The organism is Streptomyces sp. M2CJ-2, assembly GCF_016757295.1.
Taxonomy (GTDB): Bacteria; Actinomycetota; Actinomycetes; order Streptomycetales; family Streptomycetaceae; genus Streptomyces.
Map to the genome: position 1 here is coordinate 45,867 of NZ_JAESIF010000023.1, position 16,795 is coordinate 62,661.

The 16,795-nt window shown below is 71.4% G+C and carries 15 protein-coding genes; 10 read left to right on the forward strand and 5 right to left on the reverse strand.

The window, feature by feature from the left end; genetic code table 11:
• Positions 1-322: 322 nt before the first annotated feature.
• The 4 genes from JL475_RS40115 to JL475_RS19110 all read left to right on the forward strand — a co-directional run bounded on the left by JL475_RS40115 (position 323) and on the right by JL475_RS19110 (position 3,225).
• Positions 323-799 carry a PaaI family thioesterase gene (locus JL475_RS40115; RefSeq protein WP_202278959.1) on the forward strand — a complete coding sequence of 159 codons (477 nt, stop codon included), beginning with the start codon at positions 323-325 and terminating at the stop codon, positions 797-799.
• Between the two features lie 492 nt (positions 800-1,291).
• Positions 1,292-1,786, forward strand: a complete 495-nt coding sequence (locus tag JL475_RS19100) for a DUF3237 domain-containing protein (RefSeq protein ID WP_202278961.1) — start codon at positions 1,292-1,294, stop codon at positions 1,784-1,786.
• Between the two features lie 272 nt (positions 1,787-2,058).
• Entirely contained in the window at positions 2,059-2,814 is a 756-nt protein-coding gene (locus JL475_RS19105) for an enoyl-CoA hydratase (RefSeq protein ID WP_202278963.1), read from the forward strand.
• A 195-nt stretch (positions 2,815-3,009) separates the two neighbouring features.
• Positions 3,010-3,225 (forward strand): ferredoxin, encoded by a 216-nt coding sequence (locus tag JL475_RS19110; protein ID WP_202278965.1) that lies wholly within the window; start codon positions 3,010-3,012, stop codon positions 3,223-3,225.
• A gap of 387 nt (positions 3,226-3,612) precedes the next feature.
• Here JL475_RS19110 and JL475_RS19115 read toward each other — a convergent pair whose 3' ends face one another.
• On the reverse strand, positions 3,613-5,580 hold the full coding sequence (locus JL475_RS19115; protein WP_202278967.1) for an NAD(P)/FAD-dependent oxidoreductase: 1,968 nt from the start codon (positions 5,578-5,580) through the stop codon (positions 3,613-3,615).
• Between the two features lie 130 nt (positions 5,581-5,710).
• Between JL475_RS19115 and JL475_RS19120 the strand changes: the two genes are divergently transcribed.
• From JL475_RS19120 to JL475_RS41240, 5 genes are all read left to right on the forward strand, one after another.
• On the forward strand, positions 5,711-6,511 hold the full coding sequence (locus JL475_RS19120) for an enoyl-CoA hydratase/isomerase family protein (protein ID WP_202278969.1): 801 nt from the start codon (positions 5,711-5,713) through the stop codon (positions 6,509-6,511).
• 68 nt (positions 6,512-6,579) lie between these two features.
• A complete protein-coding gene (locus JL475_RS19125; protein ID WP_202278971.1) occupies positions 6,580-7,584 on the forward strand; it encodes a nitronate monooxygenase family protein in 1,005 nt (334 codons plus the stop codon).
• The gene (locus JL475_RS19130; protein WP_202278973.1) at positions 7,581-8,744 is read left to right on the forward strand and encodes a thiolase family protein; all 1,164 of its coding nucleotides are present in this window, start codon (positions 7,581-7,583) and stop codon (positions 8,742-8,744) included. The genes JL475_RS19125 and JL475_RS19130 overlap by 4 nt, the downstream gene beginning before the upstream one ends.
• 248 nt (positions 8,745-8,992) lie before the next feature.
• A complete protein-coding gene (locus tag JL475_RS19135) occupies positions 8,993-9,877 on the forward strand; it encodes an SMP-30/gluconolactonase/LRE family protein (RefSeq protein ID WP_202278975.1) in 885 nt (294 codons plus the stop codon).
• Between the two features lie 82 nt (positions 9,878-9,959).
• On the forward strand, positions 9,960-10,361 hold the full coding sequence (locus tag JL475_RS41240) for an EthD domain-containing protein (protein WP_202278976.1): 402 nt from the start codon (positions 9,960-9,962) through the stop codon (positions 10,359-10,361).
• A 155-nt stretch (positions 10,362-10,516) separates the two neighbouring features.
• On the opposite strand, the gene JL475_RS19145 is transcribed toward JL475_RS41240, so the two are convergent.
• On the reverse strand, positions 10,517-11,362 hold the full coding sequence (locus JL475_RS19145; protein WP_202278978.1) for an alpha/beta fold hydrolase: 846 nt from the start codon (positions 11,360-11,362) through the stop codon (positions 10,517-10,519).
• Between the two features lie 109 nt (positions 11,363-11,471).
• Entirely contained in the window at positions 11,472-12,587 is a 1,116-nt protein-coding gene (locus JL475_RS19150) for an NAD-dependent epimerase/dehydratase family protein (protein ID WP_202278980.1), read from the reverse strand.
• A gap of 511 nt (positions 12,588-13,098) precedes the next feature.
• Between JL475_RS19150 and JL475_RS19155 the strand changes: the two genes are divergently transcribed.
• A complete protein-coding gene (locus JL475_RS19155) occupies positions 13,099-13,929 on the forward strand; it encodes an enoyl-CoA hydratase/isomerase family protein (protein WP_202278981.1) in 831 nt (276 codons plus the stop codon).
• Positions 13,930-14,622: 693 nt separating this feature from the next.
• On the opposite strand, the gene JL475_RS19160 is transcribed toward JL475_RS19155, so the two are convergent.
• On the reverse strand, positions 14,623-15,030 hold the full coding sequence (locus JL475_RS19160) for a nuclear transport factor 2 family protein (RefSeq protein WP_202278983.1): 408 nt from the start codon (positions 15,028-15,030) through the stop codon (positions 14,623-14,625).
• Positions 15,027-16,523 carry a class I adenylate-forming enzyme family protein gene (locus JL475_RS19165; protein WP_202278985.1) on the reverse strand — a complete coding sequence of 499 codons (1,497 nt, stop codon included), beginning with the start codon at positions 16,521-16,523 and terminating at the stop codon, positions 15,027-15,029. The genes JL475_RS19160 and JL475_RS19165 overlap by 4 nt, the downstream gene beginning before the upstream one ends.
• Positions 16,524-16,795 lie beyond the last annotated feature (272 nt).

Genomic DNA, 16,795 nt, shown 5'->3' on the forward strand with positions numbered 1-16,795 from the left:
GTACGGCCGGTGCCCGCACCCCGTGCGAGGCGGGGTGCGGATGCCGGGCGCGGGGTGGGAGCGGCCGGTCCGACGGGCTCGTGGTGGCGTGGCACGCGGGTGTGTGAGCCCGGACGCGCCTTACGCGGTCACGTGTTCATGGCGGTGTTCGAGGGCATGACCCGGAGCGTGCGCCGTACTCGACTCCCGCTGCCGAGCGGTCGGTTCGCGTCTGCCCTCGAGCCATAGTTTTGAACTATAGTGTCTCATAAGAGGTGCGGCAAGGTCCGTCCCGCGGAAGGGGGGCGGACCGGGTCCGCCCGGTCTCGACGGAAGGAACGACGTGAGTGTTGACGCGAACCCCGGGGGCGTCCCGGCGGTCACGAACGTCTCCGAGCCCCCGCGGCCCGAGGCGTCCGACGAGGACTGGATGGACTGGGCGAACCGGATGCCGAGCGTGGCCGCGCTGGGGCTGGAGTGCTCGGCCATGGGCGAGGAGCGGGCGGAGTTCGTCCTCGACTCGCGCTTCTTCCCGCTCAACGCCAACGGTGCCGTGAACGGGGGGCTGCTCGCCAGCGCCGCGGACCAGGTCATGGGCGTCATGGCTGTGCGGGGGGCGCGTTCGCACGCGTACGCGTTCACGATCAGCATGGCGACGCAGTTCCACCGCTCGGCCATGCCGCCGGTCCTCGTGCGCGCGGAGTTCGTGCCGGGAGGCAGGCGTGTCGCCTTCGTCAACGTCGAGATGGAGGGGGCGGACGGCGTCCGCTGCGCGTCGACCCAGGGGGCCCTGCGGATGAGTGCCGGGGGAGCGGGCTGAGTCCGTGATGGCGGAGGAGTGCCGCCCCGGCCCGTCGGCGGGGGTGCGTGTCGGCCGGTCGCGGCCTGCCGTCGGGGTGGCGGTCCCCCTCGGTGACCCTCCTTGACGCCCCTCCCGGGTTGTGAGTCAATGCATCTCATAATATCCGGCCGGGGCCGACCGCCTCCCGGTCCGTGACCGCCGGTCACGACCGTACGGGGGGCCGGGTTCGCGCGTGGCGGGGAGGTCCGGGTCGGTGACGGCCCGGGGGCCGCCGCCCGCCGCCCCGGGTTCCGGGGCCGCGCCGGTCCGCGGCGACGTCGACCGGGCGGGTCCTGCGCGGTGGCGCGCTCGCCGGAGTTCCGGGGGTGTGCGGAGGCCTCCGACCCGAAGGGGCGGGTGCGGCTCTCCTCCTCTGCGGCACTGCCGCGTGCCGGTGCGGCGCGCGGACCGGCCGGAATCGCTGCGGCCGGCCGACGCGTCGGTCGACCCGGGACGAAGGGAACGGACCACATGGCCACGGAAGGCAGCGCGATGGACCCCGTGTCGATCGAGACGGAGTTCCTCTTCGACTATCTCGTCGAGCTCAAGTCCCACAGTCGTCCGTCCTACGCCTTCGGAGAGACCCCCTACGGGCAGCGCATCGTGGGAGGGGTGGAGGGGGGCTGGGTCGAAGGCCCCCGCCTCAAGGCCACCATCCTGGAGGGCATGGACTACGGGATCCTGCGGACGGACGGTTACGTCGCCCCCGACGTGCGGCTGGTGCTGCGGACGGACGACGGTGAGCTGATCCTCATGACCTACACCGCCGGCCGCCTGGGGCCCTGGCCCAAGGTCATGGAGGCCAGGAGCGGTGCGGGCGTCGACCCGAGCGAGATCGACTGGATCCTGACCTACTCCTTCGAGACGGCCTCGGAGAAGTACGACTGGCTCAACCGCACGCTCGCCGTGGGGCGTGGGGCGATCACCGAGGCGGGCTTCCGCTACCGGGTGGACGCCCTTCGATGACCGGCCGGGCCCCGTCCGACGCGGGGCCCGGCTCGGGGAGGGGGCGGGCGCGTGCGGGTGCCCGCCCCCTCGGTGCACTGCGGCGGTCCTGTCCCGGCCCGGGTCGAGGCGGGACCGCCGGCGCCCGGCGCGCCGAATATTGTGAGATCTTAAATATCAGAAAAATGGATCGCGGCCCGAGCGGAGATCGGGTGCGCCCCTGCCGGACCGGGAAGGGGCGCCCTGATGCCACGGAGGCGTCGAGTGTGATGCGGACGGAGCGTGACTGCGGGATGAGCAAGGTTGATCTACGGAACGACGACGGGCGCTGGACCCTGACGTTGACCGACCCGGATCGGCGCAACTGCCTGGACGAGGCGATGATCCAGGAGCTCGGCGACGCCGTGTCGACCGTGGCCGCCGACGCGGGGGCGAGGACCCTCGTCGTGACCGGTGAGGGAACGGCGTTCTGTGCGGGCGCGGATCTGCCCGCCCTGTTCGGGGAGGCCGCGGAGCGCTCGGTCGCTGACCTGCGCCGCCACCTGCACACCGTCTACGACAGCTTCCTGAGGCTGCGGGCGCTCGAGATCCCGACCATCGCGGCGGTGCAGGGGGCCGCCGTCGGTGCCGGACTGAACCTCGCCATGGCGTGCGACGTCCGCATCGCCGGCCCGCGCGCGTCGTTCGCGGCGACGTTCTCGAAGATCGGCCTGCACCCCGGCGGCGGCTGCACGTGGTTCCTGGTCGACGCCCTCGGCCCGCAGAAGGCGCTCGCGCTGCTGCTCGACGGCGGCGCCCTGCGCGGCGAGGAGGCGGTCAGCCAGGGGCTCGCCCTTCGGGTCGCCGACGATCCGTTGGCCGCCGCCCATGAGACGGCCGTGCGCTGGGCGGCGATCGACCCGGCGCTCGCACGCGACATCAAGTCGGCGGTCGGCGTGGCGCGGACCGGTGACTTCGGCGCGACCCTCGAGTTCGAGTCGTGGGCGCAGGCGTCCTCGGCGACCGGGCCGGCGATCCAGGAGGTCGTCGCGAGCTTCCGCAAGCAGTGAATCGGGACAGGGGGCTGCCGACGGGCAGCCCCCTGGGCCGGCCGCCGCCCCGGCGACCGCGCTCGCTCCGACATCGACGCCCCGGGTCCGCCCGCGGGCACGAGGGTGCTCTCCCGCACCCCGTTTCAAGTGGAACACGCATCCTGGCGGCGCTCGATCCTCACGAGGCGCCGCTCATCCGTCTGGAGGGCTGACATGCGCGTAGTGGTCGATCAGAGCTTGTGTTCCGGGCACGCGCAGTGTGCCGTCGCCGCGCCCGATCTGTTCCGGCTGGACGAGGACGGCTACGTGCTGCCCTTCGACGGTGAGGTTCCCTCGGGCCGGGAGTCGAACGCGCGGGCCGGGGCGAGGGCGTGCCCGGAGCGTGCGCTGACGGTCCTCGCGGCGGATCCGGGAGCCGCGGCGGGTTAGCCGCCTCCGGCGCGGTGGTGCGCGGCTCGCGGGGACCGATCGAGGTCGGTTTCGGCGGTGCCGCGCTTCTGTGCTGCCGCGGCGGCCGGCTTTCCGGTCGCGCGTCGATCGTTCCTCTGTGCCTGTGCCTGTGCCCGCGCCTGGGCTGACGGCCGTGGCGATGGCGCTCCGGTCGCGGGCCGCGGCGCTCCCGGACGGGGCGTCAACGCGGAGGCGGGTCCGGCCTCTCGTGCGCGGTACGACCGCGGCTCGGGCCCGGTCGGTGGGGAGGGTCGCTCCGCCCCGGAGGCGGTTCCCGCGGTTCCCGCGGTTCCCGCGGGCGCCGCGCGGGGCGAGGCCGGCGTGCGTCTCCTCGTGCGCGTCACGCCAGCCCGGTGACCTGTGGTTTCAGTCTGCGGTACGCGGCGTCGACCTCCTCGGGGTGAGTGCGTAGTCATCGAGATCCACATGACGGGTGCGGGCCCAGTACTCGGCGTTCGTCCAGGGGAGGTTCGTGACGATCCGGCCCTTGTCGTTCCGGTAGTAGCTGGTCATGCCCGGGTGGCTCCACACCGCGCCCTCGAGGGCCTGGTCCAGCTCGGTCATGAAACGCTCGAAGGGCTCCGTGCGGACCTCGGCGCTGCCGATCCCGTTCTCGCTCATGTGGGTCAGCAGCTCGATCACGTAGCGGACCTGCATCTCGACCGTCATCACCAGGCTTCCGCCGTGTCCGGCGTTGGTGTTCGGACCGAAGAGCATGAAGAAGTTGGGGAAGTCGGGCACCGTCATGCCCAGGAACGCGCGGGCGTCGTCGGCACCCCAGGCGTCGCGCAGCGCGGTGCCACCGCGACCGCGCAGTTCCATCGGGCCGAGCATGTTGATGGCGTCGAACCCGGTGGCCAGGATGATCACGTCGACCTCGACGCGGCGCCCCGACGTCGTGGTCACACCGGCCCGGTCCACCTCCGCGACGCTCTCCGCGACGAGGTCGACGTTTTCGCTGGTCAGGGACTCGAACCAGCCGTGGTCGAGCAGCGGACGCTTGCCGTACGGGGGGTAGGTGGGGGTGCTGGCCTCGATCAGGTCGGGGCGGTCGGCCAACTGGCGCGCGATGTACCCGGTGAGGAAGCGGCGGTGCCGTTCGTTGGCGGCGTTGACCGAACGCTCGGGGTGCTCCCAGGCGGGGTCGACGCGCAGGATGGGGTACATCCGGTCGCCGAAGTTCCACACCTGGCGGAGCCGGTACCAACCGAGGTACCAGGGCACGTGCTCCATCAGGAACTTCTTCTGTTCGCTGACGTCGGCGCCCGCGTTGGGGTTGGGCAGGATCCACTGGGGCGAGCGCTGGAAGACGGAGACGTGGGCAGCCGTGTCGCGGATGGCCGGCACGAGCTGCATGGCCGAGGCCCCGCTGCCCACGACCGCCACGCGCATGCCGGTCAGGTCGAGGTCGGGGTCCCACTCCGCGGTGTGCACCACGGGCCCGGTGAAGGAGTCCAGCCCCGGCAGCTTCGGGCGCGAGGGCCGGTTGAACTGTCCGACGGCGCTGATGACGACCTCGAAGTCGGCCTCCTGGACCGTGCCGTCCGACCGTCGCAGGGTGACGTGCCAGTGCTGGGCGTCCTCGTCCCAGGTGGCGGCCTCCAGTTCGGTCCCGTACCGGACCTTGTCCTGTATGCCGTGCTGCTCGGCGACGTCGACGAGGTAGCGGTGCACCTCGCCCTGGCCGGCGAAGTACCGCGGCCAGTCGGAGCGCTGGGCGAAGGCGAAGGAGTACAGGTGGACCGGGGTGTCCACGCCGCACCCGGGGTAGGTGTTCTCGTGCCAGGTCCCGCCGACCGCCTCGTTCTTGTCGATGAGGGTGTAGGGGAGCCCGGCCTGTTCGAGCCGGATGGCGGCGGCCAGGCCGGAGAAGCCGGTGCCGACGATCAGTGTGTGGGGGGCGTCCAGGCGGGAGCGCTCGGTGAGGGGCGCGGGCTGCCGGTCGGCCGTGCCGAGCTCTTCGGCGAGCAGGCCGGCGGTGTCCGCGGGCACGGCGTCCCCGACCACGACACCGAGGATCTCGGCGAGCTTTTCGGGCGCCGGGGCGGGTGCGTGGGGCAGGTTCCCGCGCAGGTGGTCGAGGATCACCCGGTGGGCGACCGCGCGCAGCTTCTCCTGGGAGTCCTCCGGCAGTCCGGCGTCGTCGTGGTCGCCCGGGCCGCGCATGGGGCCGGGTGCGAACTGGTCTTGCAGGTATGACCAGTTGCCCGTGATGTGGGTGAGGACGGCAAGGATCGTGGGGAGGTTGGCGTCCTCCAGTGCCCAGGCGAGTCTTTCCTCGAAAGCGGCGCTGTCGACGTCGTCGGTTCCGATGTCGAATGTCGAAAGTGTCACACTTTGTCCTTTGTCGGTGGGGAGTGTGCCCCGTGGTGGCCCGCTGAGCCGCCACTGGCCACGCGGCTGTTGAGATAATAGACTGTCGGTCTCAATAAGGTACCAAGGTGTCGATACGAGAGGTCTCAGAATGGATGAATCCAAGCTCGTGTGCCTGCGGCTGAGCCGACCGTCCGAGGGCGTCCTGCAGATCACCCTCGACCGCCCCGACCTGATGAACCGGGTCGACGAGGACTTCCACCGCGAGATGGTCGAGGTCCTCGGCGCGGTCGCCGACGACCGTTCGGTCCGGGCGGTCGTGCTGGCCGCGACGGGCAAGGTCTTCTCGGCGGGCGGCGACTTCGACTTCATGCGACTCGCGCACGCGGACGTCGACGTGCGACAGCGGACCGTGGACGACGGACGGCGCCTCGCGGACGCGTTCATGACGATCCCACAGCCGGTCGTCGCCGCGGTGCACGGAGCGGCGATCGGGGTGGGCGCGACGATCGTCCTGCTCTGTGACGCGGTCGTCGCGGCACGTGCCGCGAAGATCGCCGACACGCACGTGGCGGTGGGCCTCGTGGCCGGCGACGGAGGCTGCGTCGCCTGGCCCCAATCGGCCGGAATGCTGCGGGCCCGCCGCTACCTCCTCACCGGAGACCCCCTCGACGCGGCCACGGCCTACACGTTCGGGCTGGTCACGGACCTCGTGGACACCCCGGAGGAGACGCTCACGGTCGCGCTGGAGATCGCCGGCCGGATGGCCGCCCGCGCACCGCTCGCCGTCCAGGGCACCAAGAGGGCCCTGAACCGGCTCACGGCGCAACGAGCCGGAGAGGTGCTCGACCTCTCGTTCGCACTGGAGCAGCAGACCCTCGCGTCCGAGGACCTGTTGGAAGGGATCACGGCCTTCCAGGAGCGTCGGCCGCCGGAGTTCCGCGGGCGCTGAGCACCGCGGGAGCACGCGCACCACACCGCGGACGGGTCCGCGGCCGACCAGCCAGTCAGGGAGACAGAATGACCCATCGAAGGATCTCGACCCGCTTCACCGAACTCTTCGGGGTGACACACCCCCTGGTGCAAGGGGGGATGCAGTGGGTCGGGCGTGCCGAACTCGTGGCGGCGGTGGCGAACGCCGGCGCCCTCGGGTTCATCACCGCGCTCACCCAGCCGACCCCCGGTGACCTCGCCCGGGAGATCGAGCGCTGCCGGACCATGACCGATCGACCGTTCGGCGTCAACCTCACGATCCTGCCGTCGATCAACCCGCCGCCGTACGACGAGTACTGCCGCGCCATCATCGACTCGGGCGTCACCATCGTGGAGACCGCGGGCAACCTGCCGACCGAGTTCGTCGAGATGCTCAAGCCCGCGGGCGTCCGCATCCTCCACAAGTGCACCAGCATCCGGCACGCGCTCAAGGCCCAGTCCGTGGGCGTCGACGCGCTGAGCATCGACGGGTTCGAATGCGCCGGCCACCCGGGGGAGGACGACATCCCCGGACTGGTCCTGCTCCCGCGCGCGGCGAGCACCCTGTCCATCCCGTTCATCGCCTCCGGGGGGATCGCCGACGCGCGGGGCCTGGTGGCCGCGCTCGCCCTGGGCGCGGACGGGGTCAACATGGGCACCCGCTTCATGTGCACGGTGGAGTCGCCGATCGCCACGCCCGTCAAGGAGGCGATCGTGGCGGCCACCGAGCGGGACACCGAGCTCATCTTCCGCCCGCTGCGCAACACCGCCCGGGTGGCGAGCAACAGCGTCAGCCGCGAGGTCGTGCGCAGGCTCGCGGAGGACCCCCGCTTCGAGACCGTGCGCGAACTCGTGGCCGGAGCCCGGGGACGGCGGGTCTACGAGGAGGGGGACCCCGAACTCGGCATCTGGACGGTGGGAATGGTCCAGGGGCTGATCGACGACATCCCCACCGTCTCCGCACTCGTCGACCGGGTGGTCGAGGAGGCGTGCGGACTCATCGAGAACCGGCTGACGACGATGTCCTCCCGGGTCGAGGAGGTGGCGGCATGAACGACGCGGTCATCGTGAGCGCGGTCCGCACCCCCGTCGGCACGGCGTTCAAGGGGACGCTGAGAGAGACCGGCGCCGACGAACTCGCCCGGCAGGTGCTCCTCGCGTGCGTCGAGCGCTCCGGCGTCGAGCCCGGAGCCGTCGACGACGTGATCCTCGCCGAGTCGCTCGCCGGAGGCGGGGTCATCGCCCGCCACGCGGCGGTGGCGGCAGGCATGCTCGACGTCCCCGGCCAGGCGGTGAACCGTCACTGCGCGGGCAGCCTCACCGCGCTGGGGAACGCGGCCGGCGCCGTGCGCGGCGGGGCCGCGCACGCCGTCGTCGCGGGCGGGACGGAGTCCGCCTCCACGGCGCCCGCCCTGGAGTGGCGGGAGCCCGGCTCGGATCGGACCCGCACCGGGATGGGGCCCACCTTCCCCCACTACGACGGCGCGACGGACGACGTCACGCTGACCGTCGGCTGGAGCGCCGCCCGGGAGGCGGGCCTGTCCCGGCGGGAACTGGACGCGTGGGCGCTGCGCTCGCACCGCAGGGCGGTCGCCGCGATCGACGAGGGCCTCTTCGCCGACGAGCTGGTGCCGCTGTCCGTCACGCTCGGCGGCGAGCAGGTCACCTTCGACCAGGACGAGCATCCCCGACGCGGCACGTCGATGGAGAAGCTCTCCGCGCTGTCGCCGGTGCACCCCGAGATCGAGGGTTTCTCCATCACGGCGGGCAACGCGAGCGGCATCAACGACGCGGCAGCCGCGCTCATGGTCGTGAGCGAGGCGTACGCCCGCGAGCACGGACTCGACCCGCTGGCCCGGATCCGCGGCTGGGGCGCCGTGGGGGTCGAGCCGCACCGCACCGGCATGGCCGCCGCCGCAGTGATCACCAAGCTCCTGGCGCGCTCCTCGCTGTCCGCCGAAGACATCGCGCTCTGGGAGATCAACGAGGCCTTCGCCTCGGTGCCGCTGGCCGCCGCGCGCGTGCACGGCATCGACGAGGAGAAGATCAACATCCACGGCTCGGGGTGCAGCCTCGGCCATCCGATCGCCGCCTCGGGGGCGCGCATGGTGACGACGCTCGTGCACGCCCTGCGGCGTCGGGGCGGCGGCCTCGGCATGGCGGCCATGTGCGCCGGCGGCGGCATGGGCGGGGCGGTGGTCGTGGAGGTGTAGGCGACCGGGTGCGCGGGGCTCCTGCGACAGGCGCCGTGGCCGGGCCCGCGGCGCCGGGCGGGCCGGACGACCGGTCGACCCGGCACCGCGGGCCCGGTGGGACCCGCCCGGTCGCACCGATGTGCGGATCGGCGACGAAATGCGGATCGGAGCATTGTTATTTTGAGATTCCGAGTCTAACGTCGCGATCGAAACCGGTGGACGCGGACCCCGGCGAGGGGGAATGCGTCGAGAAGGGTGGAGAGGCCATGTCCGAGTTCACGACCACAGTTCGCCACCTCACCTATCCGGAATGCCCGCGCTGGCGCGGCGACCGGTTGTATTTCTCGGACTTCTTCACGAACCAGGTCCTGTCGGTGTCCGCCACCGCGGAGGTCCGACTCGAGGCGGTGGTGCCGAACCAGCCGGGCGGTCTGGGCTTCCTCCCCGACGGGCGCATGCTGTTCGTCTCCGTCAAGGACAGGAAGATCATGCGCCGCGACGGCGAGGAGTCGGTGGTCCACGCGGACCTGAGCGACGTGATCCCGCACCACCTCAACGACATGGTCGTCGACGCCGAAGGGCGCGCCTACGTGGGGAACATGGGATTCGACCTCCGGGGCGGCCAGGCGGTGGCCCCGGCGGACCTCTGGCGGGTCGACCCCGACGGCTCCTTCGGGAAGGTCGCCGAGAACCTCGCCTTCCCGAACGGATCGGTGATCACCCCCGACGGAAAGACCCTGGTCGTCGGCGAATCTTTCGCCAACCGGCTCACCGCGTTCGACCTCGAGGACGGAAATCTCTCCGGTCGTCGCGCATGGGCGAATTTCGGTGAACCGCCCGCCACCACCGACGCCGGTGAACTCCTCTCCGTGATCGACGTCTCCGCCGACGGCATCGCGCTGGACGCCGAAGGGGCGATCTGGGTGACCGATCCGCCGCACAAGCGCGTCCTGCGCGTCGCGGAGGGCGGCCGGATCCTGGCCGAGCACGTCTTCGCGGAGGGCGCCTACGCCTGCGCCCTCGGTGGTCCGGACCGCTCCACCCTGTACGTCTGCCTCGCGCCCACCTGGGACGCGACCGAGGCCGCCGCCGTGCGCGGCGCGTCGATCGTGCAGCTCCCGGTCGACGTCCCCGGCGCCGGCATTCCGTGACGGCCCGCTGCCGGGATATCCGGGCGGGCCACCAGAGAACCATCCGAAAAATATCCAGCAGGTCGAAAGAAAGGTATGCGAAGTGACGAACACGGAGTCCCAGAAGATCAGTGTCGTCCTTTTTCTCAAGCGTAAGCCGGGGACGACGAAGGAGGAATTCGCCGCCCATTACAACGAGGTCCACGCCAAGATGGCGCAGGGCTGCTTCGGCCACCTCTACGACAGCTACACGAGGAACCTGGTCCGTTCCTCCGGGGAGCACGCCAGCACCTCCGACACGAACGCGTCCGTCGGCGACGACCCGTACGACGCCATCACCGTGATCACGTTCCGGGACCGCGAGGCGCTCGCCGGGATGCAGCGTCTGGTCCAGGAGCCGGACCAGCTCGCGGCGTTCCTCGACGACGAGGACAAGTTCCTCGACCGTTCGTCGAAGATGGCGTTCATGTGCGACCAGTACGTCTCCGAGCCCGTGAGCGGCTGAACCTCCGTCACGACCGCCGGCCCCGGCAGAACCGTTCCTTCCGGTCCTGCCGGGGCCGGCGTGTTCCGTGCGTGCGCGGGCAGGACCGGCGCCGTCGTGGGCCGGCCCGCCGCCGCCCCTTGGCATGTCCCGTCCCCTTGTCGGCTTTCCTGGGCTCAGCCCGCCGCGACCTGCTCGGCGGCCTGGGGGGCCGTGCTCGACAGGAAGGCGTGCAGGGCGTCGAAGAAGTCGGCGGGACGTTCGAGCATCGGGTAGTGGCCGCACCCCTCGAGCGGCACCAGCGTCGCGTCGGTGAGGCGCTCGTTGAGCCACCGTGCGCCCTTCAAGGAGAAGATCTTGTCGTCGGCTCCGATGAGTTGCAGCACCGGCTGCCGCACGTGCGGGATCTGGGCCACCAGATCGGTCTCCATCAGCGCCACACAGACCGCGGCGCCGGCCCACGACGGCATGCGCAGGGAGAGCGTGGTGAGCCATTCGAGCAGATGCGGGTCGGGCGGGGAGGCGAACGCGTTGGCGATCCCCGCCCGTCGCGAGGTCATGCGGTCGTTCAGCTCGCCCTCGAGCAGGGTGGGCAACAGGGTCGAGGCCGGCAGTCCGAAGGGGAACTCCTCGCTGCGCGTCGTGCGCACCGCGTTGGAGCACACGAGGACCAGCCGGCTCACCCGCTCGGGCGCGGTCGCGGCGAGCTGGAAGCCGACCTGGCCGCTGAAGGACCAGCCGACGATCGTGGCCGAGTCGATCCCGAGCGCGTCCAGCACGGCCACGACGTCCTTCGCCAGCCTCGGGACGTCGTACCCGTGCAGCGGCCGGTCCGAGAGGCCGTGACCGCGCGGGTCGACGCACACCGCGCGGTAACCGGATTCGGTCAGCCGCCGGACGACGCCGTCCCACGTCTCGTGCGCCATGCCGAAACCGGGCAGCAGCACGACGGGCTCGCCCTCGCCCAGGTCCTGGACATGGAGCCGGACACCGGGCTCCACCTCGATGTGGCCGATGTGCATCAGTACCGCTCCTGCCTGGTCGTGTGCTCTGCCGTCGCGTTCCTGCCGTGGGCGCGTGGGACGCCCTTCTCCTGCTCCGGTGTGCCGCGGTGCTCGTCGTCGGTCACCGCTACCTCCCCATCTCGTCGGGGCCGAGACCGGCCTTCTTCGGGTGCGGGAGCGGATGGTGCAGCGCCGGGGCGTCCCATCCGGCCGTCTCGCGGACCTCCTCGACGGCCTTCCGGTAGGCGGCGACCAGGGCGTCCTCACGGTCGTAGCCGAAGGTGTCGACGAAGGCGATCTGGGAGTCGACGTCGGGCGGCGTCTCCAGCAGCCGGGCGACCGTCTCGCGGATCTGCTCCTCGGCCGTCATCACCTCCTGGTAGCCCAGGAGGGTCTTGGCCTTGGTGGTGTCGAAGAGCGTCTGCGGCGAGTAGTCGCGCAGCGGGATCAGGCTCGCCTGGACGGGGCCGGCCAGCTCCGCGGGCAGGGAGGCGATCTCGATCGAGCCCCCGGCGGCCCGGGCCACGACGTCCACCCACTGGCGCCACGAGTACTGGGTGTCGTCGGCGGCGTTGAACGCCTCGCCGTCGGCGGCCTCGGGCCGGTCGATACAGCGCAGCAGCACCTCCGCCGCGTTGCGCGCTCCGCAGCGGCCCAGGATGCCCAGTCCGCCGTCGGGCAGGATCATGAACGGCCTGCGGTCGTTCATCCGCTTGAGGACCATCCACTCGTGGGGGTTCTGGTTGCGCGGACCGTGGATGGCGGGATAGCGGATCACGGTGCCCCTGAAGTCACCGTCGCGGGCGCGGCCGAGCACCTCGCGCTCGGCGGCGAGCACTTTGCCGGCGAAGGAGGACGCCTCGCCCTCCGTGTCCGCCAGGGGGCCGTCCTCACGGGTCGGGAGCACCGCGCCGGGGGGACGCTGGGTGGTCCAGCCGAGGACGTTCTTGTAGGACGGGACCCCGCCGACGGCCACGAACTGCTCGCAGCGCTTGGCGAACCACTCGGCCAAGGTCTTGACCCGCCCGTACATGCACGCCACGACGTCGAACTGCTCGTGGGCGAGCGCCTCCTCGATCGTCTCGCGGAAGTGCGGATCACCGTGGATGTGGCGGACCTCGGGAAGCTCCGGGGGCTCGTGGACCCCCCGGTGGAAGAGCGTGACGTCGTGCCCTCGGTCCAGCAGGCCCTGTACGACGTGCGGACCGGTGGGCCCGGTTCCTCCGACGACGAGCACCTTCATGGTGTCTGCCTCTCGTGAAGCACCCCGTGGGGTGGCCTTGGTCTGTTGCTTCCGGGTCTGTGCCGGGATGCTCGTCGGCAGGTCCGTGAAGCGGGCGTGGCAGCGCGGCGGGGGGCGGGTCTCGCGGGCACCTGTCTCGGGGGCGGCAGGGCCTCGGGCCGCGTCGTCCCGGGCGCCCCGAGGACGTCGTCCACGGCGTCGCTCTCGCTCCTCGACGGGTCGTGCGACGGCGCGCAGGACTCGAAATAATAGACGCGCAATCTCATTAGGGCAATGGTGTGCGACGCGCGTCGACGCAGTGGGGGCGGGTGGGGCTTGGCGGTGGGGGTGGTCGGCCGAGGGGGCGGGTGAGGGGTGTGTGTGCCGCGGGGCCGAGTGGGGGGCGGGCCGGTCCTGAGCGGGGTGATGTCGCCTTGGGGTGAGCGCGCGCGTCTTGACAGGAGACCGTGTCGCGGAGATATCTTTTGAGACTCAGAGAGTCATAAATGGTGGGAGAGTGATCCGGAATTCCATGAGTGACATCATCGTCGGCACCGAAGGAAAGACCTCGGTGCTGACCCTCAACCGCCCTGAACACCACAACTCGGTCGGAGGCGCGCTGTTCGGCGAGTTGATCGAAGCCGCGGAGGCCGCGGACGCGGACCCGGACGTCCGGGCGATCGTCGTGACGGGTGCGGGCTCCTCGTTCTGTGTGGGCCTCGACGCGAAGACGCTCATGGACAACGGCCCGTCCGGGCTGGACGTCGGCGAACTGGGGACCGACGGCGCCGCGGGGCGGACCGGGAACCCGGTCCTGCCCTACGAGGCGCGCCGGGTGGACCACCTGGGCGTGGGGCGCTGGGTCGCCAGGTTCACCCAGCTGGGCACCCCGACGGTCGCGGCGATCAACGGGGCTGCCGCGGGTGGCGGGTTCGCGCTGGCCATGCTGCACGACATCAGGGTCATGTCGCGTACCGCCAAACTGGCGACGTCGTTCCCCTCCCTCGGCCTCACCGCCGAGATGGGGCTGAGCTGGATCCTGCCCCGCGTCGTCGGCCACGCGAAGGCCTTCCGGATCCTGACCAGGGGCACCACCATCGGCGCCGAGGAGGCGCTCGACCTCGGCCTGGTGGACGCCGTGGTCGAGCCCGACGAACTCCTCGACGCCGCCCACGAGTTCGCGCGGCCGTTCGCGGACGTCTACGACCGGTCGGTCCGCACCACCAAGCGGCTGCTCCTGCAGTCGGCGGAGAGCACCCTCATGGAGCAGTTGGAGCGGGAGTGGGTGGCGCAGCGGCTGCTGATGGCCGACCCGAGAATGGCGGAGGCCATGGAGGGGCTCCGCCGCCGACTGGGCAAGTAGGGGGTGCGGGGCGGGACCACGGGCGCGTGCGCCGGCCCCGCACGCGGCGAAGGGTCCACCGAGCGGGTCGGTAGGCCCTTTCGCATGTCAGGGGCGCGGGAGGCGGGAGCATGGCCCGTGAGGGCGGCCCGCGCGGGACCGGGAGCGCCCGGTGGACACGCTCGGTGGACGCACCCCGGAGCGGCCCCCGCCGCTCTGCGCCTTCCTCGGTGACGACGGCGAGGGTCAGCCGACACGCAGTCGGCTGACCCTCGATGTGGGCATGGGCAGGTGCTGCCGTCCTCTCTGAGGCGGTGGGACCGCCGGCGCTACGCTTCGGTCCTCCCGGTGAAGGCGGTGGGCGCACTGCCGACGAGTCCGTCCGGGCGGCCGCGGTGCTCCTCGGCGTCGCGCGCCTCCCGCTCCCGGACTTCGGTGGACGACACGACCAGCAGCACGCTTTCCGCACGCTCGCCCCCGTGACGAGCCGGGCCGCTGTCCCGTGGTCGATGTCGGCCACAGGACAGCGGCCCGTCCTCGGACAGAAGCCGTGCGCTCGACCCGCCCATGCCCTGTGCGGCACCCGTGGCCAGGGCCGAACCTGCCGTTGCCGCACGCCCGGCTCCCTTGCGCCCTGTGCGCCGGCGTCCTGGGCGGCTGTGTTCGCGCGTGCGTGTCCGTCTCCCTGCCGGAGTTCCGGCTAGGCGCGCCGCGTCACTGTCCGCGCTCGTCGAGGAGTGCGACCAGGGCGTGGGTGTCCTGGTAGAAGACGTCGAGGGACACGAGCTTGCCGTTCTCCACGCGGTAGAGCTCCAGCACCCGGGTGGTGAGCTTCCTGCCGGTGGTGCGCGAGGCGAGTCGGATCTGCACGTCGGCCAGGGCGCGGTCCGGTCCGGCGTCGGTGACCTGGACGTTCTCGATGGAGAGTTCGAAGAGTTCGTTGACCTGTCGCAGCAGGGCGCGCAGGCCGCGCGGGCCGTGGTGCTGTCCCCGGTAGGGAAGGCTGTCGGGCTCGTTGGCGACGAAGTCCTCGGCGACGAGCCCGAAGGCCTGGCGGGCGGTGGCCGGATCGCCGATCCGGGTCATGAACTCGCGGAGGGTGTCCCGGGCGGTGGTGGTCACTCCTGTGTTTCCTCTCGGAGCAGGCGGCGGAGAACTTTTCCGGTGGGGGAGGTGGGGAGCGCGTCGACGAAGCGGTAGAGGCGGGGGATCTTGTAGGAGGCGAGCAGGTCGCGGCAGTGGGTGTCGAGGGCCTCCTGGTCGGCGTCGCCGACGACGACCGCGGTGACCTTCTGGCCCCAGTAGTCGTCGGGGGTCCCGACGACGGCGACCTCGCGCACTCCGGGCGCCTGGAGCAGGGCGTTCTCGACCTCGGCGGGGTAGACGTTCATCCCACCGGTGACGATGAGGTCGGAGCGGCGGTCCGCGAGGTAGAGGTAACCGTCCTCGTCGAGATGGCCCATGTCCCCGGAGGTGACCCACCCGTCCCTGGCGGAGTTCGCGGGCGCGGGCACCGAGCCGTTGAAGCCGCTGGTCATGATGAGGCCCTGGAGGTAGATGGTGCCTATCTCGCCCGCGGGGAGCCGGTTGCCCTCGTCGTCGAGGATGCGGATCCGGGCGGCGAAGTGCGGCAGCCCGGCGGAGCCCTCGCGGCCGGCGCTCTCGTCGCCGCGCAGCAGCGCGAGCATGCCGAGCTCGGAGGTCCCGTACAGCTCGGTGAAGTCGACGTGCGGGAACCGCTCGACGGCCGCCTTCTTGAGGGTGGGGGGCAGTGTCGCCCCGGTGACGAAGACGGTGCGCAGATCGGGGGCCTCGCCGGGGTGCTGCAGCGCCGCGGCCAGCATCGTGGGGACCATGAACATCTGGGTGACGCCCTGGCGCGCGCAGTCCTGCCAGAGGTTCTCCGGGTCGAACTTCTCGTGCAGGACCACCTTGGCCCCGGCCTGCACGGCGGCGAGCGCGAAGTTGAAGGAGGCGTGCGCGAGGGGGGCGTTGACGAGGAAGGTGTCGTCCGAGCGGTACCGGAGGTCCAGCGCCATGTGGAGGGCCTGGAGGCTGATGTTGCGCTGGCTGTTGGGGAACATGCGGGGCAGGCCGGTGGTGCCGGAGGTGAAGCGGACCCAGTAGGGCGAGGTCTCCTCGACGTCGGCTTCGTGGACGACGTCCGGTCGGCCCCGGTCGATGACGTCCAGGACGGTGGGACCCGCCGCGGAGATCGTCAGGTCCGCCTTGGCCTCGGAGATCTGGAACTCGATCTCCTTGGGCGAGTTCATCGGGTTGAGGGGGAGCACGGTCATGCCTGCCCGGGCGATGCCGAACATCATGGCGAAGGTCTCCGGGAGGTTCGTGGCGCTGAGCGCCACGACGGAGCCCGGTCGGAGTCCGCTGCGCAGTAGTCCGTCGGCGGCGCGGTCGGCGAGACGGTCGAACTCGAGCCAGGTGAGCGTCCGGTCCCCGCAGACCACGGCCGTTTCGGCCGGACGGCGGCGTGCGCTCAGCCGCAGGATCCGCTCGACCAGGAGACGGCGCCAGGGCGGGGGGCGGTCGCCGTACTCGGGTACGTAGTCCCACGAGGACGGCTTCCAGTCACCGTCGAGTTGTGCATCGTGGCCCATTCCCACTCCCCACTTCCGTGTGCCCCGGCCGCCGGCCGCTCGCGCGGTGGTCATGTCCGCCCCGTCCGTCACGGCGCCTGCCCAGGCGTCGGAGCGGTGCGGACGAAAGGTTTCCCGACGCACCACAATTTTGACGTTGCGTGTCTCACTATAGGGATCGCGGGCGCGGGGTCAACGGGTGCGCCGATCAACCTTTAGACATTATCCGTCTCGAAATAGTAGTGTGTCCCCGAGGCGGGGCACGGCAGTGGACGGGAAGCCCCGGACCTCCG